Annotated in this window: 17 protein-coding genes and 1 pseudogene; 14 read left to right on the top strand and 4 right to left on the bottom strand. The window is 75.4% G+C overall.

Annotation, left to right across the window (positions count from 1 at the left end; translation table 11 throughout):
* Positions 1–40: 40 nt before the first annotated feature.
* The 5 genes from QMQ26_RS30160 to QMQ26_RS30140 all read left to right on the top strand — a co-directional run bounded on the left by QMQ26_RS30160 (position 41) and on the right by QMQ26_RS30140 (position 4,440).
* The gene (locus QMQ26_RS30160; protein WP_282203428.1) at positions 41–991 is read left to right on the top strand and encodes an acyl-CoA thioesterase; all 951 of its coding nucleotides are present in this window, start codon (positions 41–43) and stop codon (positions 989–991) included.
* A gap of 151 nt (positions 992–1,142) precedes the next feature.
* A complete protein-coding gene (locus QMQ26_RS30155) occupies positions 1,143–1,772 on the top strand; it encodes a TetR/AcrR family transcriptional regulator (protein ID WP_159073281.1) in 630 nt (209 codons plus the stop codon).
* A 171-nt stretch (positions 1,773–1,943) separates the two neighbouring features.
* Positions 1,944–3,587 (top strand): BCCT family transporter, encoded by a 1,644-nt coding sequence (locus QMQ26_RS30150; protein ID WP_282203427.1) that lies wholly within the window; start codon positions 1,944–1,946, stop codon positions 3,585–3,587.
* 382 nt (positions 3,588–3,969) lie between these two features.
* Positions 3,970–4,155, top strand: coding sequence for a hypothetical protein (locus QMQ26_RS30145; RefSeq protein ID WP_100839465.1), 186 nt, complete (start codon positions 3,970–3,972; stop codon positions 4,153–4,155).
* A 69-nt stretch (positions 4,156–4,224) separates the two neighbouring features.
* Positions 4,225–4,440: a cold-shock protein gene (locus QMQ26_RS30140; RefSeq protein ID WP_100839466.1), complete on the top strand. Its 216-nt coding sequence runs from the start codon at positions 4,225–4,227 to the stop codon at positions 4,438–4,440.
* Between the two features lie 79 nt (positions 4,441–4,519).
* On the opposite strand, the gene QMQ26_RS30135 is transcribed toward QMQ26_RS30140, so the two are convergent.
* Positions 4,520–5,980, bottom strand: coding sequence for a DUF2398 family protein (locus tag QMQ26_RS30135; RefSeq protein ID WP_282203426.1), 1,461 nt, complete (start codon positions 5,978–5,980; stop codon positions 4,520–4,522).
* 89 nt (positions 5,981–6,069) lie between these two features.
* On the opposite strand from QMQ26_RS30135, the gene QMQ26_RS30130 reads away from it, so the two are divergent.
* Complete coding sequence (locus tag QMQ26_RS30130) at positions 6,070–6,951, top strand: sterol desaturase family protein (RefSeq protein WP_100839468.1); 882 nt, start codon at positions 6,070–6,072, stop codon at positions 6,949–6,951.
* Complete coding sequence (locus QMQ26_RS30125) at positions 6,948–7,610, top strand: lysoplasmalogenase (protein ID WP_100839469.1); 663 nt, start codon at positions 6,948–6,950, stop codon at positions 7,608–7,610. The genes QMQ26_RS30130 and QMQ26_RS30125 overlap by 4 nt, the downstream gene beginning before the upstream one ends.
* A 106-nt stretch (positions 7,611–7,716) precedes the next feature.
* Here QMQ26_RS30125 and QMQ26_RS30120 read toward each other — a convergent pair whose 3' ends face one another.
* A complete protein-coding gene (locus tag QMQ26_RS30120; protein ID WP_100839470.1) occupies positions 7,717–8,307 on the bottom strand; it encodes a hypothetical protein in 591 nt (196 codons plus the stop codon).
* Positions 8,308–8,679: 372 nt separating this feature from the next.
* Here QMQ26_RS30120 and QMQ26_RS30115 point away from each other — a divergent pair, with 372 nt between their 5' ends.
* Positions 8,680–9,207 carry a hypothetical protein gene (locus QMQ26_RS30115; protein ID WP_282203425.1) on the top strand — a complete coding sequence of 176 codons (528 nt, stop codon included), beginning with the start codon at positions 8,680–8,682 and terminating at the stop codon, positions 9,205–9,207.
* A 7-nt stretch (positions 9,208–9,214) separates the two neighbouring features.
* Here QMQ26_RS30115 and QMQ26_RS30110 read toward each other — a convergent pair whose 3' ends face one another.
* Both QMQ26_RS30110 and ggt read right to left on the bottom strand, forming a co-directional pair.
* A complete protein-coding gene (locus QMQ26_RS30110) occupies positions 9,215–10,018 on the bottom strand; it encodes an exodeoxyribonuclease III (RefSeq protein WP_100839472.1) in 804 nt (267 codons plus the stop codon).
* Between the two features lie 119 nt (positions 10,019–10,137).
* Positions 10,138–11,943 (bottom strand): gamma-glutamyltransferase, encoded by a 1,806-nt coding sequence (gene ggt, locus QMQ26_RS30105; protein WP_282203424.1) that lies wholly within the window; start codon positions 11,941–11,943, stop codon positions 10,138–10,140.
* 292 nt (positions 11,944–12,235) lie between these two features.
* Between ggt and QMQ26_RS30100 the strand changes: the two genes are divergently transcribed.
* The 6 genes and pseudogenes from QMQ26_RS30100 (at position 12,236) to QMQ26_RS30075 (ending at position 20,234) form a co-directional block, all read left to right on the top strand.
* Positions 12,236–13,540, top strand: coding sequence for an ROK family protein (locus QMQ26_RS30100; protein ID WP_282203423.1), 1,305 nt, complete (start codon positions 12,236–12,238; stop codon positions 13,538–13,540).
* A gap of 112 nt (positions 13,541–13,652) precedes the next feature.
* Positions 13,653–14,483: an ABC transporter permease gene (locus QMQ26_RS30095; protein ID WP_282203422.1), complete on the top strand. Its 831-nt coding sequence runs from the start codon at positions 13,653–13,655 to the stop codon at positions 14,481–14,483.
* Positions 14,480–15,327 (top strand): annotated as a pseudogene (locus tag QMQ26_RS30090) (ABC transporter ATP-binding protein). The gene QMQ26_RS30095 and the pseudogene QMQ26_RS30090 overlap by 4 nt, the downstream one beginning before the upstream one ends.
* 34 nt (positions 15,328–15,361) lie before the next feature.
* Positions 15,362–16,369 carry an aliphatic sulfonate ABC transporter substrate-binding protein gene (locus tag QMQ26_RS30085; protein WP_282203421.1) on the top strand — a complete coding sequence of 336 codons (1,008 nt, stop codon included), beginning with the start codon at positions 15,362–15,364 and terminating at the stop codon, positions 16,367–16,369.
* Positions 16,366–17,877, top strand: coding sequence for a sulfatase-like hydrolase/transferase (locus QMQ26_RS30080; RefSeq protein ID WP_100839478.1), 1,512 nt, complete (start codon positions 16,366–16,368; stop codon positions 17,875–17,877). Before QMQ26_RS30085 ends, QMQ26_RS30080 begins: the two co-directional genes overlap by 4 nt.
* A complete protein-coding gene (locus QMQ26_RS30075; RefSeq protein ID WP_282203420.1) occupies positions 17,874–20,234 on the top strand; it encodes a family 43 glycosylhydrolase in 2,361 nt (786 codons plus the stop codon). The genes QMQ26_RS30080 and QMQ26_RS30075 overlap by 4 nt, the downstream gene beginning before the upstream one ends.
* Positions 20,235–20,243 lie beyond the last annotated feature (9 nt).

Raw genomic sequence — 20,243 nt, 5'->3', positions numbered from 1 at the left:
ACGGGCACCACAGCTCCCGCCGACTGCAACGTGTTCTAGCATGGGCCGGGTGACCGCCCCCGCCGCCCCGACGCCCGCTTCCGCCTCTGGACTGCGCTCCTTCGCGGAGCTGCTCGGCATCGATGAGCTGGAGGAGAACCTGTTCCGGGGCCACTGCCACGCGGGCGCGCCGCTGCGCGCGTTCGGCGGGCAGGTCGCGGCGCAGGCGCTGACCTCGGCCGGGCGCACGGTGGAGCCGGCCCGCCGGGTGCACAGCCTGCACGGGTACTTCCTGCGGCCGGGCGATCCGCGCCGCCCGATCGTCTACCAGGTGGACCGGGCCCGGGACGGCGGCTCGTACGCGACCCGGCGGGTGACGGCGGTCCAGCGCGGCGAGGTGATCTTCACCATGTCGGCGTCGTTCAAGCGCCCGGAGGCGTCCGGCGACCGGCAGCGCACCATGCCGCCGGTGCCGGGCCCGGAGGAGCTGCCGGACCCGTACCTGGCCTGGCAGCGGGACGCGCCGGAGGAGTTCGCGGGCGCGACGGTCTTCCGGGCCCTGGAGATGCGTTTCGTCCCGGCCGGTGCGCCCGGCATGCCGCCGGAACTGCCGGGCGTCCCCCAGCAGTTCGTCTGGCTGCGGACGGGCAGCGCGCTGCCGGGGGACGACCCGCTGCTCCAGGTCTGCGCGTTGACGTACCTGTCCGACCTGACGCTGGCCTCGACCACGGCGCTGCACCTCCAGCCGCACCGGGTGCACCGGGTCGCCGAGCCCCGGGTGGCGCTGGCCTCGCTGGACCACGCGATGTGGTTCCACCGCCCGTTCCGCGCCGACGAGTGGCTGCTGTTCGCGCAGCGCAGCCCGTCCGCGTCGGACGGCCGGGGCCTGGCGATGGGCGAGTTCTACGACCGGGACGGGGTGCTGGTGGCCTCCGCCGTCCAGGAGACCCTGCTGCGCGAACTGCGGCCGAAGCAGGCGCGGCAGGCGCGGCAGGCCCCGCCCACCCCCTGACCTGCCGCCGGACCGATTCCCCGAAAGGCCGCGCGAGAGACCGCGCGAGAGACCGACCGCGCGGCCGCCCGATCGGCCGCGCGTCCCCGTCACCCACCGGTGACCCGTCGCGTCATACCGCGGTGCGGGGCCGCCACGTATCATGGTTCGGGTGACCAAGGTTGACCTGTCACCTCGTCCGGTGGAGGCGATGTCCCCCCGTCAGCTGGAACGCCGCGGATCTCTCCTGTCCGCCGCCCTGGGCCTGGTGACCGAGATCGGCGTGGAACGCCTCCAGATGAAACAGGTGTCGGAGCGCTCCGGCGTGGCCCTCGGGACCGCCTACCGGTACTTCTCGTCGAAGGACCACCTGCTCGCCGCCGCGATAGCGGACTGGCACCGGCTGCTGCTCGCCGACCTGGTCGGCGAGGTGGGGGCGGGGCGCAGCGCCTCGCCGACCGAGCGGGCGGTGCGGTTCGTGCGGCGGGGGATGCGGGCGTACCAGCGGCAGCCGGAGCTGGCCCGGCTGCGGGTGGCGGTGGCCACCTCCACGGACCCGTTCGCCAGCGAGGCGTTGCAGGGCCTGGCCCGGGCGGACCGGGCGGCGCTGGGGGCGGTGCTGCCGGAGGTCCCGCCGGCTCCCGGGGAGCTGGTGCGGCACATGGTGGGGCACGCCTGGCAGGGCGAGTTGACGTCCTGGGTGACCGGGCGGACCACGCTGGACGACGCCCGCACCCGGCTGGAGGAGATGGTCCGGATGGTGCTGACGCCGTACGAGCCGCCCCCGGCCCCGGCCGCCTGACCCGCCGTCGGCCGCGCCGCCCGCGGCGTTCCGCCGACCCGCAGCGCCCCCGCGCCGACCGCTGCGTCCCCGCGGCGGCCCGCTGTGCCTCCGCGCCGACCCGCAGCGCCCTCGCCGCGTCCCGGCGTGCCGTGCCCCCTCCCGCGCCCGGTTGTGGACATAGTGCCCCGTATGCCCAAGCCTTCGGAGCCCTCGACGGACCGTCAGCCCGCCGCACCGGACGCCGGCGCCTTCCCGCTGGACCGGGTGGTGTTCGGGGTCGGCGCGGCCGCCGTGCTGGGGGTGGTGGCCTGGGGGGTGTTCGCGGAGGACTCGCTGGGCCGGGTCTCGGACACCGGGCTGGCCTGGGTGCTGCACAACTTCGGCTGGCTGTTCGTGGTCGCCGCGGACGTGTTCCTGCTGCTCGCGGTGGTGCTGGCGGTCAGCCGGTTCGGCCGGGTCCCGCTGGGCCGGGACGGTGAGGAGCCGGAGTTCTCCACGCTGGCCTGGGTGGCGATGATGTTCTCCGCCGGGATGGGCATCGGCCTGCTGTTCTACGGCGTCGGCGAACCGCTCCAGCTGTACGCGCAGCCGCAGCCGGGCTCCGGCCCGGCCCCGCAGAGCGCGGCGGCGGCGCAGCGGGCGCTGGAGTTCTCGCTGTTCCACTGGACGCTGCACCCGTGGGCGATCTACGCGGTGGGCGGCCTGGCGCTGGCCTACACGACCTTCCGCAAGGGCCGGGGCAACCGGATGTCGGCGGCGTTCGTGCCGCTGATCGGCGAGCGCGGGGCGAACGGCTGGCCGGGCCGGTTGATCGACCTGCTGTCGGTGTTCGCCACCGTGTTCGGCTCGGCGACCAGCCTGGGCCTGGGCGCGATCCAGGTGGCGGGCGGCCTGGGCTACGTCACCGACGTCCGGGCCACCGAGGGCGTCGAGCTGGTGGTGATCGCGGCCCTGGGCAGCGCGTTCGTGCTGTCCGCGATGTCGGGCGTGCACCGCGGCGTGAAGTGGCTGTCGACCATCAGCGTGGTGCTGGCCGCCCTGCTGATGGTGTTCGTGTTCGTGGTCGGCCCGACCGTCTTCGTGCTGGACGCGCTGCCCTCGACGGTCGGCGGCTACCTCTCCGACCTGGTGGTGCTGGCCACCCAGACCGGGGCGTTCACGGACGAGGACTGGCTGGGCACCTGGACGGTCTTCTACTGGGCGTGGTGGCTGTCCTGGGCCCCGTTCGTCGGCACCTTCATCGCCCGGATCTCCCGGGGCCGGACGGTGCGCCAGTTCCTGGTCGGGGTGCTGCTGGTGCCCAGCGGGGCGACCGCGGTGTGGTTCGTGGTGATGGGCGGCTCGGCGATCCGGCTGCAGGCGACCGGCGCGGCCGACCTGGTGGCCACCATCCCGCGGGGCGCGGACGCCGGGCTGTTCGAGATGCTGGAGGCGCTGCCGCTGGGCGCGGTCACCAGCGTGGTCGCGGTGCTGCTGGTGATGCTGTACTTCATCACCTCCGCCGACTCGGCCGCCCTGGTGCTCGGCTCGCTCTCCGCCGGCGGCGCCCTGCACCCGCGCACCTGGCTGGTGGTGGCCTGGGGCGTGCTGATGGCGGGCGTGGCCGCCGCCCTGCTGCTGGCGGGCGGGCTGACCGCGCTGCAGAACGCCACCGTCCTGGTCGCGCTGCCGTTCGTGCTGGTCATGCTGGGGCTGTGCGTGGCCCTGGTGCGCGAGCTGCGCACCGACCCGGCGGCGGGTGCGCCCCACCCGCGTCCCGCGCACGGCCTGCGCGACGCGGTCGGCACCAGCGTCGGGACGGAGTGCCCCGACCGGTCTCACCCGCAGGAGTGAACCCGCCGCCGGGCCCGCGGCCCCCGGCCGGCCCGGCACCCCGTGCGGCGCCCGGCCGGGCGGCCGACTCCCGGACCTCCGGCAAGAGTTCGCCCTGGTCACCGCCGCCCGGCGACGGTGGCACCCTGGTCCGCGTCGGACCCACGCCGAACGGCGGGCCGGGCGGCCGTCATCCGCCCGCGCCCGCCACCGCCACCCCCGCCGCGCGTACCGCCACCCCCGCCACCCCCACCGCCCGCGTGCCGCCCGCCGCACCGCGCACGTCCACGGTCAGGCGTTCGACCTGCGCGGATGCGGGAGCGGGGGTTCCGACGCCGAGACCCCTTCCAGACTTCACCCGCGTTTCGCGACCGCGTAACACCCGGCTGCCAGGCTCTCCACCATGAACGCCCGCACCGTCCCCCCGGCCCAGGACCCGCGCTTCCCGCTGCCCCGCCGCCACCGCCGCCTGCTCGCCTGCGCCGCCGTCGCGGCCTCGGTGGCGCTGGGCTCGCTCGGCGTCGGCGCCACCGTGGAGACCGTCCGGCAGCAGGCCCCGACCGCGCAGGCGGCCCCGGCCGGCCGTTGAGCCGGACGAGTGGTGGACCCGGCGCCCGGAACCGATACTGGGACTGACCCGGCCGGAAGGGAGTCCACCATGGAGACCGGCACCGTACGGTGGTTCGGCATCGAGCACGGCTACGGCTACATCACCCCGGACGCGGGCGGCCCCGACGTCACGGTCTACTACGACTCGGTGATCGCCGACACCGACGCGCACCGCTTCCTGCACCAGGGCCAGCGCGTCCGGTACGACATGATGCGGGAGGAGCCCCGCGCCGTCGCCGAGCACGTCCGCCCGCTCACCTACTGATCGCCCACCGACCGCCCACCGGTCACCCACCGATCACCCACCGGCCCGGCACCGACCCCGCCGACCGGCCGGGGCTTCCTCACGCCGCCTGCCGGTCCCGCCCCCGCCCGGCCGCCGGGGCGGTGGCCGGGGTGGTCGCCGGGCGGGAGTGGCGGCCGGTGCCGGCGGGGGGCTCGGGTTCGGCGCGGGGCGCGTAGCGGGCGGCGGGGGCGAGCAGCAGCCAGGTGCGGCCGGCCGGGGCGGCGAGGCCCATCCGGTGGAGCAGGTCGAGTGCGTCGCGGCGGAAGGCGGCGAGGTCGGCGAGGTAGCCCGCGTCCCAGCCGGCGCTCATGCCGTAGTCGTCGGTGATGTCGCCGAGGGTGCCGTCGATCAGGGCGTCGGGGACGAGGACGGCGGGCGGGGCGTTCTCGGTGGCGGCCGGGCGGAGCTCCTCGACCAGGCGTTCGGCGAGCAGCAGGGCGGCCTGGGCGAGGGTGCCGGGGCCCGGGAGGGCGAGGTCGGTGAGTTCGTCGGCGGGGTCGAGCAGGGCGACGCCCTCGGCGCGGATCTCGGCGGTGAGGCCCAGGAAGTCGGCGAATCGTTCCGTCTCGGCGGGGGCCGCGGCGAGCAGGTGGGCGCGTTCGGCGGGGGCGAGTCCGTCGTAGCGGACGACGGGGGTCTCGGCGAGCAGGCGGCGGACGGTCACCTCGGGTCCGGCGGCGGGCAGCGGGGGCGCGGTGAGCAGGTCGGCGGCGAGTTCGGCGGGCGGGCACCACGCGTCGAGCAGGGCCCGGACCGGGGCGAGGGCGGAGGCGGCGGGGCCGCCGGCCAGGGCGCGGGCGAGGGCGGCGTACCCGGCGGGGTCGAGTCCGGCCAGGGTGCGGCCGGGCAGCGGGGCCTTGTGCAGGCGGGCGTGGGCGGGACCGAGGGTGAGCCGGTAGCCGAGCAGGGCGTGGAAGTGTTCGGCGAGCGCCTCGGCGTGACGCCGGATCAGCGGGAGCGCGGCGCCGTGCGGCCCGTCGGCGGTGACCAGCGGGTGGGCCATCAGCAGCCGGGCGGCGGTGCGCAGTTCGGCGGTGGCGGCGAGGGCGCCGGCGGCGGGGCGTTCGGGTTTGCGGTGCCGGCCGCCGCCGGTGGGGCGGGTGCCGGCCTGGGCGGGCGCCTCGCGGCGTATCCGGCGGTAGCCGGGCGGCCGGAACAGCGGCGAGGTGCTGTGGTGGACGGTGGGGCCGTGCCACCAGCTGGTGCCGGGTGCGGGTTCGGCCTGCTGGGGTGCGCCGCCCAGGTGCCGGGCCCCGTACGCGCCGAACACGGCGGTGGCCAGCAGGTCGGCCTCGGCGGGCCCGGCGGCGGCGAACCGGGCGGCCAACTCCTCAGCCGCGGCGGCGGGTTCGACGGCCGACCGGCCGGCCCGCCGACCGTCCGACCCGGCCTGCACCGGGACGGCCACGACCGCCCCGGGGCGCGCCTGGGTGGCGAGCCGCCCTGCCCCGCCCGTGCGCCGCGTCCCCGTCCCGCCGGTCGCCGTGGCGAGGCCGGCGGCTGCTTCGTGCCGCTCCATGTCGGTGCCAAGCCTAGACGCCGCACCGCTCGCTACGCGCCGGTAACAACCTCTTCCGCCGGCCGCCGCCGTCGCCTAGGGTTCCGGGCATGCCACACCTGCCCGATGTCGTGCTCTGGTCGATACCGGCCTTCGTGCTGCTCACGGTCCTGGAGATCGTCTCGTACCGGTTCCATCCGGACGAGGACGAGCGGGGCTACGCCGTGAAGGACACCGCGACGAGTCTGACCATGGGTCTGGGCTCGCTGCTGTTCGACGCGGGGTGGAAGATCCCGATCGTGGCGATCTACTCGTTCCTCTACGAGTGGACGCCGCTGCGGGTGCCGGTGCTGTGGTGGACGGTGCCGCTGATGCTGCTCGCCCAGGACTTCTTCTACTACTGGTCGCACCGGGGCCACCACGTGATCCGGGTGCTGTGGGCCTGCCACGTGGTGCACCACTCCAGCCGGCACTACAACCTGTCCACCGCGCTGCGCCAGCCCTGGACCTCGGCCACCAGCTGGGTGTTCTTCGTCCCGATGGTGCTGGCGGGCGTGCACCCGGCGGCGCTGGCGTTCTGCTCCTCGGCGAACCTGGTGTACCAGTTCTGGATCCACACCGAGCGGATCGGGAAGCTGCCCCGCCCGGTCGAGTACGTCTTCAACACCCCCTCGCACCACCGGGTGCACCACGCCTCGCAGGGCGGTTACCTGGACCGCAACTTCGGCGGCATCCTGATCGTCTTCGACCGGCTGTTCGGCTCCTTCGCGGCGGAGGCCGAGCGCCCGGTGTTCGGTCTGACCAAGAACATCGGCACCTTCAACCCGCTGCGGGTCGCCACCCACGAGTACGCCTCGATCGCCCGGGACGTCCGCGCCGCGACCACCTGGGGCGACCGGCTGCGCCACCTGGCCAAGGGCCCGGGCTGGCAGCCCGGGCCGCGCACCGAACCCCCCGCCACCGCCGCCGGACCGGAGAGTGCCACCGCATGACCCCCGCCCGTGACCCGCGCACCGCGCGGGCCCTGCTGTTCGCCTTCGCCGCCGTCTCGGTGGCGCACCTGCTGGCGATCGCCGTCCACCTGCCGCCCCTGCAGTACGCCACCAAGCCGCTGCTGATGCCGCTGCTGGCGGGCTGGGTGTGGGCCGCCGCGAAGCCCGGCACGCCGCGGCTGCTGGTGCCGGCGCTGCTGTTCGGTGCGGGCGGCGACATCCTGCTGGAGATCGGCGGGACGGTGGCGTTCCTGGCCGGGATGGGCTCGTTCGCGGCCGGCCACGTCTGCTACGTGACGATGTTCGTGAAGCTCGGCGCGCTGGCCGACCGCCGCCGGGCGCTGATCGTGGCGGGCTGCTACGCGGTGGTCTGGGCTGCGCTGATCGTGCTGCTCTGGCCCGGCCTGGACGCCGGGATGCGCGTCCCGGTGGCGTGCTACAGCCTGCTGCTGGCCGCCACCGCGGTGACCGCCTCGCAGGTCAACGTGCGGGCGGGGCTGGGCGGGGCGCTGTTCCTGTTCTCCGACACCCTGATCGCCACCGACCTGGCGGGCTGGCGGCACCTGCCCGCGCACGGCTTCCTGATCATGCTGACCTACCTGGTCGGCCAGTACCTGCTGACCCTCGGGACGCTGGAGCGCACCACCCGGACGGACTGAACGCGCGGAAGGGCGGCACCCGCAGCGGGTGCCGCCCTTCCCCGTGCCGTCGGCCGCGGGGGACGCGCGGCCTGCCGGGTACGGTGGGCTCGTACCGGACGGCCGCTCAGGAGGCCCGGCCGGAGGCCGCGCCGCGGCGGCGCAGCAGCCAGAACCCGCCGATGCCGGAGGCCACCAGGCCCGCGCCGACGGCCAGCCGGGTGCCGTCCACGCCGACCGAGCCGCCCAGGCCGGTCTCCACCCCGCCGTGCGGGAGCCGGGCGCCCTCCCAGACCCCGGCCCCGGCGGCCGAGCCGCTGCTGGCGGCGGCGGCCGCGATGGCCACCGCGCCGGCGAAGCCGTCGCCGTTGGGGCACTTGCCGTCGATGCCCCAGGACGAGTCGGTGGTGGTGCGCTTGGCGGCGGCCGCGGCCATCTCCTGTTCGGAGATGACGGTGGCGCTGCCCGAGTACTTGCCGTCGGGGCCGACGCTGAGCGTGGTGGAACCGCCGGCGAAGGCCAGCGAGGTCGCGGTGACGGTCTTCTCCGTGCTGCTCGCGCACGTGACACTGACCGAGACCGACTGCCCGGGCTGGGCCTGCGCCGGGCTGACCCAGGCGGGTTCGCCGCCCTTCGCGGACGCGGGAGCGGTGCCGGCCAGGCCGAGCAGGACGGTGGTGCCGAGCAGTGCGGCGGCGGCGGTGCGCGTCGGGCGCATGCCGTACCTCCAGGGGGTCGGAGTGGGGGCAGCGGGCACGTGTTCGTCCCGCTACTCCTAGTTGCCGCCCACGCTAGGCAGTGCCACCCGCCCCGGCGAACCCGTGCAGCCGTTCGAGTCCGTCCCCGTCCACCACGGGCCCGCGGGGCGGGTTCCCGCCGGAGGGAGGGCGTCGAGGCGGGCTGCGGTGCGTGCATGCGCGAGGCCGCGGCCGTGGCCGGGCTCGCGCGCGAGGAACCCGGGCGGGGTGGGTGGCACCGCTCGTGGCCGGAGCGGACGCCGCACATACAATCCGCTTTCACGCACCCGGGGAGGCCGGCGGACGGATCGTCCACCGGCCTCCGCCCTGGGTTCCACCGACGAGGGGGCGCGATGCGGATCGGACCGCTGGAATTCTCCGGGACGAGGGCGGACACACCGCTCGGCGAACTGCGGCTGCACCGGCGGCGGCTGAAGAAGGACGCCTTCGGCCTGCCGGCGATCAACGGCCCGGAGGAGTGGTCGCTGAGCCTGGCCGACCGCCCGCTGGCCGAACTGCCCGCGTTCGAGCTGCACGCGGCGCGGGGCGCCAAGCTGCGCCGGGGCGCGGCCGGGGGTTTCGAGGGCGCCGAGCTGCGGATCACCGTGCGCGGCGGCCTCCGGCGCTCCCGCCGCCGGGTGGAGTTTCACAGCGGCGGGCGGACCCTGTGCTTCGTCCGCCGGGGGCTGGCCCGCGCCGAACTGCTGGAGGACGGGCGGGCGGTGGCCCGCAGTTCCCTCCGGGGGTGGGAGCAGGAGGAGGCCGACCCGCTGCGGGTGCTCGCGCTGGCGGTGTACACCTGGGCGAACCTGGACCGCGCGAACGCCAATCCGGTGCTGCGCAACCTGCTCCCGGCCGTCCTCGGCGGGCTGCTCTCCTGACCCGGGCTCAGAGGTCGAGGTCGACCACCACCGGCGCGTGGTCCGAGGTGCCCTTGCCCTTGCGGGCCTCGCGGTCGACGTAGGTGTCGGTGACGGCGTCCGCGAAGGGCTTGTTGGCGTACGTCAGGTCGATCCGCATGCCGCGGTTCTTCGGGAAGGCCAGCGCCCGGTAGTCCCAGAAGGTGTACGGGCGGTCGTACTTGAGCGGGCGCGGGACGACGTCCCGCAGGCCGGTCTCCTGGAGGGCGGTGAGGGCGGCGCGCTCGGGGGCGGTGACGTGGGTGAGGCCCTCGAAGACGGCGACGTCGAAGACGTCCTCGTCGGTGGGGGCGACGTTGAAGTCGCCGAGCACGGCGAACGGGCGCCCGCCCGCGGCGTCCTCGCGGACGGCGTCGCGCAGCGCGGCCAGCCACTCCAGCTTGTAGCGGTAGTGCGCGTGGTCGACCTCGCGGCCGTTGGGCACGTACACCGACCAGACCCGGACCGGGCCGCAGGTCGCGGCGACGGCGCGCGGCTCGACCACCGGGAGCGGCGCGTCCTCGGCAAGGTAGCCGGGCTGGCCGGGCAGGTCGCGGACCACGTCCTCCAGGCCGATCCGCGACAGCAGGGCCACGCCGTTCCACCGGCCGTCGCCGTGCGCGGCGGAGGCGTAGCCCAGCTCGGCGACCGCCTCGGCGGGGAACGCGTCGGTGGCGCACTTGAGCTCCTGCAGGCAGAGCACGTCCGGCGCGGCGGACTCCAGCCACTCCAGCAGCTTGGGCAGCCGGGCGGTGACGGAGTTGATGTTCCAGGTGGCGATGCGGACGGTCACGGCGGCCTTCCCTCGGCGGTGCGGACGGACGGGGCCCCCGGCGCGCGGGCCGGGCACCCCGTCCGAACATACCGTCCGCCGCCGACGGCGTCCGGCAGCCGGCGGAGGCTGACGGCGGCTCAGCGCGCGGGCCGCACCACCCCCGCCGCGCCGCCGCCGCGCCGGACCGGTTCGGCGGCGGCCAGCCAGCGGCCGTCCGGGAGCCGTTCGACGCCGGTGGCCGCGCCGATCTCCGGGGTGGAGCTGAACACGTGGCCCAGCGCCTGGAGCCGCGCCGCCTCGGGCGAGGCCAGGAAGGCCGGTTCGGCCTGGGTGGCGGCGGTGTTGCGCTGGCTGGCCCGGGGCGCGGCGATGGCCTGTTCCAGCGTCAGCCCGCGGTCGACCCGGCCGGTGAGGACCTGGAGCACGGTGGTGATGATGGTCGCGCCGCCGGGCGAGCCGAGCGCCAGGTACGGCTCGCCGCCCTTGAGCACGATGGTCGGCGAGATCGAGGAGCGCGGCCGCTTGCCCGGGCCGGGCAAGTTGGGGTCGGGGACGCCCGGGGTGAGCGGCGCGAAGTTGAAGTCGGTCAGCTCGTTGTTGAGCAGGAAGCCGCGGCCGGGCACGGTGATGCCGCTGCCGCCGGTCTGCTCGATGGTCAGCGTGTACGAGACCACGTTCCCCCAGCGGTCGGCGACCGTCAGGTGGGTGGTGCTCTGCCCCTCGTACGGTTCGGCGGCCGGCTGCCCGCTGCTGCCGCAGGCCGCCGGGTGGTACGGGTCGCCGGGGGCGAGCGGGCTGGTCAGCGCGCGGTCCGGGCGGATCAGGCAGGCCCGGGCGGCGGCGTAGGACGGGGAGAGCAGCTGCCGGGTCGGCACCTGCACGGCGCTCGGGTCGCCGACCCAGCGGTTGCGGTCGGCGAAGGCGATCCGGCTGGCCTCCAGGTAGCGGTGGTCGTACCGGACCGGGTCGGCGAGGTCGGCCGGGCTGCTGCCGGACAGGATGTTGAGCGCCTCGCCGACGGTCGTCCCGCCGGAGGAGGACGGCGCGATGCCGTACACGTCCAGGCCCCGGTAGGTCACGTGGGTCGGGTCCTGGGCGCGGACCCGGTAGGCGGCCAGGTCGGCGGCGTCGACCCGGCCGGGGCGGGCGTTGCGGCCGGAGGCGGGGTCGACCGGCGGGTGCTGGAGGGTGCGGACGATGTCGGCGCCGATCGGGCCCCGGTAGAGCGCGTCGGTGCCCCGGCGGCCCAGTTCCCGGTAGGTGGCGGCCAGGTCGGGGTTGCGCAGGGTGGAGCCGACCGCCGGGAGCTGCCCGTGCGGCAGGAACAGCGCGCGGCTGGCCGGGAAGTCCTGGAACCTGGCCCGGTTGGCGGCGGTCTGGTCCTGGAAGGTCTGGTCGACGGTGAAGCCGCGGTCGGCGATCCGCTCGGCGGGCTCCAGCACCTGGCCCAGGCTCCGGCTGCCCCAGCGGCGCAGCGCCTGCTCCCAGGTCGCGGCGGTGCCGGGCACGCCGATGGACAGGCCGCTGGTGACGGCGTCGTCGAAGGGCAGCGGGGTGCCGTTCTCCAGGAACAGCGAGCTGTCGGCGTGCCGGGAGGCGGTCTCCCGGCCGTCGATCGTCTCCACCTTGCCGGTGCGGGCGTCGTAGTGGACGAAGTACCCGCCGCCGCCGATCCCGGCCGAGTAGGGCTCGGTGACGCCGAGCGCGGCGGCGGTCGCGACGGCGGCGTCCACCGCGTTGCCGCCGCGCCGCAGCACCTCCAGCCCGGCGGCGGTGGCGTCGGCGTCCACGCTGGCCACCGCCCCGCCCCAGCCGACCGCGACCGGCTGCTTGCCCGGCGGGGCCTGCCCGGTCTGCTCGGCCTGCGCGGGGGCGGCGGCGCCCAGCAGGCCGGTGGCGGTGAGGAGCGCGAGGGCGGGGACGAGACGGGCGCGGGCGCGCATGCGGCCTCCCTGGGTCGGCGTCGGTCCCCCGTTCTCCCACACCCGTCGCGCACGCGACAAGGCGCCGCCCCGGGCTGGGCCGAAAACAAGTCGAATACGTGACAGGGCGCCAAGTCGCCGTAACAACAGGCCCGTTCGGGCCTTTCCGGGCCGGGCCACCGGCCCGGCGGGGCGGGCGGGGCGGGGCCCGCCGACCACCCGTCCGGGTGCCGCGGCGGGCCGCAGTGTTGCCGCGCGTTGCGGCGGCATGACATTTAATCCGGCTCATTGACGTAAATCAGGGCCGCTCTCCATGCTGGGGGCCATGCACTCCCCGCACCCCCACGACGGACCGCTGGCCCGCCTGCGCCGGGGCCACGAGAAGCTGGTCCTGGACCTGCTGCGGCGGCACGGCCCGCTCAGCCGGGCCGGGCTCGGCAGCCACACCGGGCTGTCCCGGACCACGCTGTACGACATCGTCGGCGGCCTGGTCACGGCCGGCGCGGTGGTGGCGTCGGCACCCGCGGCGGGCACCGGGCGGCGCGGGCGGCCGGTGGAGACGCTGAGCCTGAACCCGGCGGCCGGGCAGGCCGTCGGGATCGACTTCGCCCGGCGCGCGGTGCACGTCGCGGCGGTCAACGTGGCGCACGAGGTGGTCGGTTCGGCCAGCCGGGCGCACCCGGCGGGCCTGCCGTGGCCGGAGCGGATCGCCCTCGCCCGGCAGTTGGTGGACGGCCTCGCGGACGGCGCGCTCGGCCTGGGCTCGGTCACCGGCATCGGGGTGGGCGTGGTCGGGCCGGTCGGAGCGGTCGACGCACCGGCTGACCCGCCGTCGGACCAGCCGTCCGACCCGGCGTCGGACCAGCCGTCCGACCCGCCGTCCGACGCAGGATCAGCCACACGGTCGGCCGCACCGGGCGACCGGCCGGACGGCGCGGGGGCGGTGCGCGAGCTGCTCGGCGCGGCGTTCGGCGTGCCGGTGCTGGTGGACAACAACACCCGGCTGGCGGCGCTCGCCGAGTCGGTGTGGGGCTCGGCGACCGGCTCGCGCGACGTGCTGTACCTGCGCCTGTCGCACGGCGTCGGCGGCGGCCTGGTGATCCGGGGCGCCCTGCACGCCGGGGCGTACGGGCTGTCCGGCGAGCTCGGCCACATCACGGTCGACCCGGCGGGCCCGCCCTGCGACTGCGGCGGCCGGGGCTGCCTGGAGACGGTGGCCTCCGTCGGCGCGGTGCTGGACGCGCACCGGGAGGCGGGCGGCCGGTCCGCGGACCTCGCGGAGTTCCTGGCCGCGGCCACCGGAGGCGAGCCGGCCGCGCTCGGCGTGCTGCGCACGGTCGGCGGCCACGTCGGCACGGTGCTGGCCGCCGTGTGCAACGCGGTCGGGCCGGGCGTGGTCGTGGTCGGCGGCGAACTGGCCGGGGCCGGGCCGCTGCTGCTCGACCCGGTGCAGGAGGCGCTGGCCGCGCACGTGCTGCCGCTGGCCCGCAGCCGGCTGGACCTGCGCCGGGCCGCGCTCGGCGAGTACGGCGGCGCGCTGGGCGGCATCGCCCTGGTGCTCCAGACCACCCCGCTGCTCTCGCACTACCGGCGGCCGGACCCCGAGGAGGCCCCGTGACCCCCGCACCGCCTCCGTTCACGCTCCGCCTCCACCCCCGTACCCGTACCCGTACCCGTACCCGCATCCCCGAGGACGTCCCCGTGCACGGCAGTCGCAGACCGGTCACGCCATGGCCGTGACCGCTCCCCCCACCGAGTCCCCCGCCGGGCCCGTCACCGGGCCCGCCGCGGCGGCGTCCCGTTCGGGCGTCCGCCGGGCGGCCCGCACCCTCGCCCTGAACCTGCTGGCGGTCGCCGTCGGCCTGACCGCCTGGTCGCTGCTGGCCGCGGCGGGCGTCCAGGGCCTGCCCGGCCCCGGCGAGGTCGCCGACCGGGCGGGCGAGTTGATCGCCGACGGCACCCTGCTGGACGACGCGCTGGCCAGCCTGCGCCGGGTGCTGCTCGGCTTCGCCCTCGGCACCCTGGCGGCCGTGCCGGTCGGCTTCCTGATGGGCTGGTACCCGACGGCCCGGGCCCTGCTGGAACCGTACGTGCAGTTCTTCCGGACCATCCCGCCGCTGGCGCTGATCCCGCTGGCGGTGGTGCTGCTGGGCATCGGCGAGGTGCCGAAGGTCGTGGTGATCTTCCTGGCGGCCTTCCTGTCCAGCGTGGTGGCGGCCTTCCAGGGCGTGCTGGACGTGGACGCGACGCTGGTGAACGCCGCCCGGGTGCTGGGGGCGAACGACCGGGCGATCTTCCTGCGGGTGGTGGTGCCCGCGGCGGCGCCGTTCATCCTGGTCGGCATGCGGATCGGCCTGGGCTCGGCCTGGGGCACCCTGGTCGCCGCCGAGCTGATCGCCGCCCAGGAGGGCCTGGGCTTCCGGATGCAGCAGGCCGAGCTCTACTACGACCTCCCGACGATCTTCGTGGGGCTGATCACCATCGGCGTGCTGGGCCTGGTCATGGACCGGCTGCTCCAGCTCGCCGAGCGCCGCCTCACCCGATGGCAGGAACGCCGATGACCAGCAGTAAGCCCTCCTCCCCGCTCGGCGGCCGGCACCTTGGCCAGCCGCAGCCCGTCCCGGCCGACGGGACGACCAGCAAGATCTCCTTCCGCGCCGTCTCGCGCAGCTACCCGGTGAAGGGCGGCCGGTTCACCGCCCTGGACGGCGTCTCGCTCGATGTCGCCGACAACGAGTTCGTCACCGTGGTCGGCCCGTCCGGCTGCGGCAAGAGCACCCTGCTGGGGATGGCCGCCGGGCTGGTCGCCCCGACCGGCGGGGAGGTGCTGGTGGACGGGGAGCCGGTCACCGGGCCGGGCCCCGACCGGGGCGTGATCTTCCAGCAGTACGCGCTGTTCCCGTGGCTGACGGTGCGCCGCAACGTCGAGTTCGGGCTGCGGCTGGCCAAGGTGCCGGCCGCCGAGCGCCGCCGCCGGGCCGAGCACGCGATCGAGCTGGTGGGTCTGGGCGACTTCGCCGACGCGCTGCCCAAGACGCTCTCCGGCGGGATGCGGCAGCGCTGCGCGATCGCCCGGGCGTACGCGGTGGACCCGCGGGTGCTGCTGATGGACGAGCCGTTCGGGGCGCTGGACGCCCTGACCCGCATCCAGCTCCAGGACCAGCTGCTGGACACCTGGAGCCGGGAGCGGCGCACCGTGCTGTTCGTCACCCACGACGTGGACGAGGCGGTCTACCTGGCCCGCCGGGTGGTCGTGATGGCCTCCCGCCCGGGCCGTATCCACCGGGTGGTGGAGGTCGATCTGCCCTACCCGCGCACCGAGGAGATCCGGCTCTCCCCGAGTTCGCCCGCCTCCGCAACGAGGTCTGGCACGCCGTCTACCACCAGGCCCCCCCTTCTTCCTGACGTTCCGTCACTTCTCCCCAAGGACCGCATCGCCATGCGCATACTCCGTCGCGCCCTCTTCGCCGTCTCCGCCGTGACCGTCCTGTCGCTCTCCGCCACCGCCTGCTCGTCCACCTCCTCCGCCCCGTCGGGCTCGTCCGCCTCCGCCGGCAAGACGGTGAAGGTCCGGTTCGGCTACATCAGCGACTACAACGGCGCCAGCCTGCTGGCCATCGCCGACCAGCAGGGCCTGTGGAAGCAGCAGGGCCTCGACCCGGAGCTGAAGGTGTTCACCAACGGCCCGCTCCAGGTGCAGGCGCTCGGCGCGGGCGACCTGGACTTCGGCTACATCGGCCCCGGCGCGCTCTGGCTGCCCGCCTCCGGCAAGGCCAAGGTGGTCGCGATCGACACCCTGACCTACGCCGACCACGTGATCGCCCAGCCGGGCATCACCTCGGTCAAGGACCTGAAGGGCAAGAAGGTCGGCGTGCCGGCCGGCACCTCCGGCGAGATGGTGCTCAACCTGGCGCTCCAGCAGGCCGGGCTGTCGCCCAGCGACGTGCAGAAGGTGCCGATGGACCCGGCGACGGTGGTGTCCGCGTTCGTGGGCGGGCAGATCGACGCGGCCGGGATCTGGTACCCGCTGATCGACAGCATCAAGGCGAAGAAGCCGGACCTGGTGGAGATCGCCGGGACGCGGGACTTCACCGGCCGGGCCTTCCCGACCGCGTTCGTCTCCGGGCCGAAGACCGACGCGGGGCTGTCCGAGAAGGTGGTCAAGGTGCTCCAGGCGGCCAACGACTGGCGGGCCGCGCACCCGGACGAGTCGGTCACCGCGGCCGCCGCGCTGCTCAAGCTCGACCCGGCCAAGGTCAAGGCGGACGCCGCCAACGTGCAGACCCTGACCACCGCGGACCTGGTGGCCAAGACCAAGGACGGCACGGTGGACGGCTGGCTGAAGGGCCTGGGCGACTTCTTCGTCTCCACCGGCCAGTTGAAGAACTCCCCGGCCCCGTCCGAGTACTACGCGGGCGACGCCTACGCGAAGGCGTACGGGAAGTGAACCTGCTGTTCCTGATGACCGACCAGCACCGGGTGGACACCCTCGGCGCGTACGGCAACCCGCACGTGGCGACCCCGCACCTGGACCGGCTGGCCGCGTCCGGCACCCGCTTCGACCGGTTCTACACCCCGACGGCGATCTGCACCCCGGCCCGGGCCAGCCTGCTGACCGGTCAGAACCCGTTCCGGCACCGGCTGCTGGCCAACCAGGAGCGCAACGTCGGCTACCTGGAGGACCTGCGGCCGGACGTCTTCACCTTCCCGCAGGCGCTCCGGGAGCAGGGCTACCGGCTGGGCCTGGTCGGCAAGTGGCACGGCGGCACCGAGCGCAACGCCGCCTCGTACGGCTTCGAGGGGCCCGACCTGCCGGGCTGGCACAACCCCGTCGACCACCCCGACTACCTGGCCTACCTGGCCGAACGCGGCCTGCCGCCGTACCGGATCACCGATCCGGTGCGCGGCACCTCGCCCAACGGCAACCCGGGCAACCTGCTGGCGGCCCGGCTCCAGCAGCCGGTGGAGGCCACCTTCGAGCACTACCTGGCCACCCGGACGATCGAGCAGTTGGAGCGGTACGCGGCGGACGGGCGGCCGTTCTTCCTGGCCGCGCACTTCTTCGGGCCGCACCTGCCCTACCTGCTGCCCGACGCCTACTACGACCGCTACGACCCGGCGCTGGTCGAGCTGCCGCCCTCGGTGGCCGAGACCTTCGAGGGCAAGCCGCCCGTCCAGCGCAACTACTGCGACCACTGGGCGTTCGACACGATGCCCGCCGAGGTGAGCCGCAAGCTGATCGCCGTCTACTGGGGGTACGTCACCCTGATCGACGAACAGATCGGCCGCATCCTCACCCGGCTCGACGAACTCGGCCTGACCGACGCCACCTCGGTGTTCTTCACCGCCGACCACGGCGAGTTCACCGGCGCGCACCGGCTGCACGACAAGGGCCCGGCGATGTACGAGGACATCTACCGCATCCCCGGCATCGTCCGGGTGCCGGGCGCGCCGCCGCAGGTGCGCGAGGAGCTGGTCTCGCTCACCGACTGCACCGCGACGATCCTCGAACTGGCCGGCGCCGACCCGGCCCCGGCGGTCGACAGCCGCAGCCTGCTGCCCCTGGTGCGCGGCGAACGGCCGGACTGGCCGCAGGAGTTGGTCGCCGAGTTCCACGGCCACCACTTCCCGTACCCGCAGCGGATGATCCGCGACGACCGGTACAAGCTGGTGGTCAACCCGGAGTCCGTCAACGAGCTGTACGACCTGGTCGAGGACCCGCACGAGCTGGTCAACCGGCACGGCGAGGCGGCGTACGCGGACGTCCGGGCCCGGCTGACCCGGCGGCTGTACGACCTGCTGCGCGAGCGCGGCGACAACTTCCACCACTGGATGGCGCCGATGTACGACATCGGCACCCACCTGGAGGACTCCACCCTCAGCGCCTTCGAACCCGACGGCACGGCACCCGCCGCGCCGACCGCCGGCACCACCCCGAGCAGGGAGACGGCATGACCCTCCGCACCCCGCGCCACCGAAGACTGCTCCCGCGCCTGCTGGCCGCCTGCGCGCTCGCCTGGGGGCTGCTGGCCGTTCCGCCGGCCGCGACCGCGGACGGCGCGCAGGCCGCCGACGCGCAGGCGGCGACCTACACCAACCCGGTCTCCGCCGGGGTGGTGGACACCTTCCCCGACCCGTCGACGATCCGCGGCAAGGACGGCCTCTGGTACGCCTACGGCACCCAGAACCCGGTCTTCCAGAGCCAGGGCGAGGACGGCGAGCGCATCCTGCCGATCCTGCGCTCGGCGGACCTGGTGCACTGGACGTACGCGGGCCAGGTGTTCACGCCCGCCACCCAGCCCGCCTGGGAGAACGGCTCCCGGCTGTGGGCGCCGGACATCCGCTACTTCGACGGCCACTACAGCCTGTACTACTCGGTGCCGGGCGCGGGCACCGTCGCGCTGGCCACCGCGCCCACCCCCACCGGCCCGTGGACCGACCGGGGTTCGGTGCTGCCCTCCCCCAGCGGCTGCCCGAGCGGCAACATCGACCAGGCCCAGTTCACCGACACCGGCGGCCAGGCGTACCTGTACTGGGGCAGCTACGACACCATCTGCGTCGCCCAGCTGACCCCGGACCGCACCCGCACCCAGGGCGCGGTGACCCAGGTCGCCAAGGGGCGGCGGGTCGAGGGCGGCTTCGTGGTGCACCGGGACGCTTACTACTACCTGTTCTACTCGGACGGCGGCTGCTGCTCGGGGGCGTTCAGCGGCTACCAGGTCAAGGTCGGCCGGGCCACCAGCCCGACCGGGCCGTTCCGCGACGAGCTGGGCACCGACCTGACGGCGCTCACCAGCAAGGCCGGGATCGTGGCCGGGGCGAACGGGAACCGCTGGATCGGGCCGGGCCACAACGCGGTGCAGACCGACCTGTCCGGGCAGGACTGGCTGGTCTACCACGGCATCCCGGCCGAGGCGCCCGACCTGGCGCCCGCCGCCGGGGGCACCCTGAACCTGACCCGCCGCCCGCTGCTGATCGACCGGCTGGACTGGATCGACGGCTGGCCGGTGCTGCGCGCCGGGGCGGGCCCGTCCGACACCGCGCAGGCCGCACCCGTCACCGCCCCGGCGGCCGGCGGCGCGTTCGACGGCGGGACGCTGACCGGCTGGCGCACCGAGGGCGCCGGCACCGGCGGCTGGTCGGCGCCGGTGGAGACCGACTCCGGCGGGTACGCGGCGCACGCCGACAGCGGGGACGCGCCCGCGTTCGCGGTCGGCGCGGGCACCGCCCCGGCGAACGTCCGCGCCGAGGCCGACCTGCGGGTCACCGCGGCGGGCGGCCGGGCCGGGCTGGCGCTGGCCTACGCCGGGCCGGGCGACCGGATCACCGCCTGGCTGGACCGGAGCCGGAACGCCCTGGTCACCGAGGCGGTGGTCGGCGGGGTCTCCGCCGGGGAGCAGCTGACCGCGCTGCCCGCCGGGTTCACCTGGAACACCTGGCACGCCGTCACCGCCGAACTGCGCGGCACCGCGCTGACGGTGGAGGTCAGCCACGACCGGCTGCACGACCCGGTGGCCGTGCAGCAGCGCACCGTCCCCGCCGGGGCGGCCCGCTCCGGCGCGGTCGCGCTGGCCGCCCGGGGCCCGGGCACGGCGGGCGACAACGTGAGCGCCACCGCGCTGTACACCCCGGTGACCGCCCGGGTGGCGGACCCGGCGCCGGGCGCGCTGCTGCCCGGCTACAGCGACGAGTTCGACGCGGCGGCGGTGCCGGGCACCACCGCCGGCTCGCCGTGGAGCTGGGTGCGCGGTCCCGCCGCCGGGGTGACGGCGGGCGGCGGCTCGCTCTCCTGGCCGACCCAGAACGCGGAGCTGTACCTGGGCGACAACAGCGCCTCGGTGCTCCAGCGCCCGGCCCCGGACGGGGACTTCACGGTGGAGACGAAGCTGGCCTTCGCGCCGGGCCAGACCTCGCAGCAGGCCGGCCTGGTGCTGTACGAGAACGACGACCGGTGGTTCAAGCTGGTGCACTCGGTGCTGGCGCTGAACAACGGCGGCGGGGCGGTGCTCCAGGTCAGCGAGTTCGGCAAGGAGGGCGAGCGGCCGACCACCACCCCGCCGACCGCGGTGGCCAACGCCCCGATGTTCGGCGGCCCGACGGCCGACACGATGTGGCTGCGCCTGGTGCACCACCTGGACGCGGCGCACGGCGAGCACGAGGTGCGGGCCGTCACCAGCCGCGACGGCGTGACCTGGACGTACGCCGGGGTGTGGACGCTGCCGGTGAAGGGCCCGCTGAAGATCGGCCTGGTGTCGATGAACAGGTCGGGGGCGACGGCGCGCTTCGACTACGTCCGCACCTACGCGGGCTGAGCACCACCC

Origin of the sequence: Kitasatospora fiedleri, assembly GCF_948472415.1 — a bacterium.
GTDB classification, from domain to species: Bacteria; Actinomycetota; Actinomycetes; order Streptomycetales; family Streptomycetaceae; genus Kitasatospora; species Kitasatospora fiedleri.
This window is presented reverse-complemented; position numbering and strand designations above follow the sequence as displayed.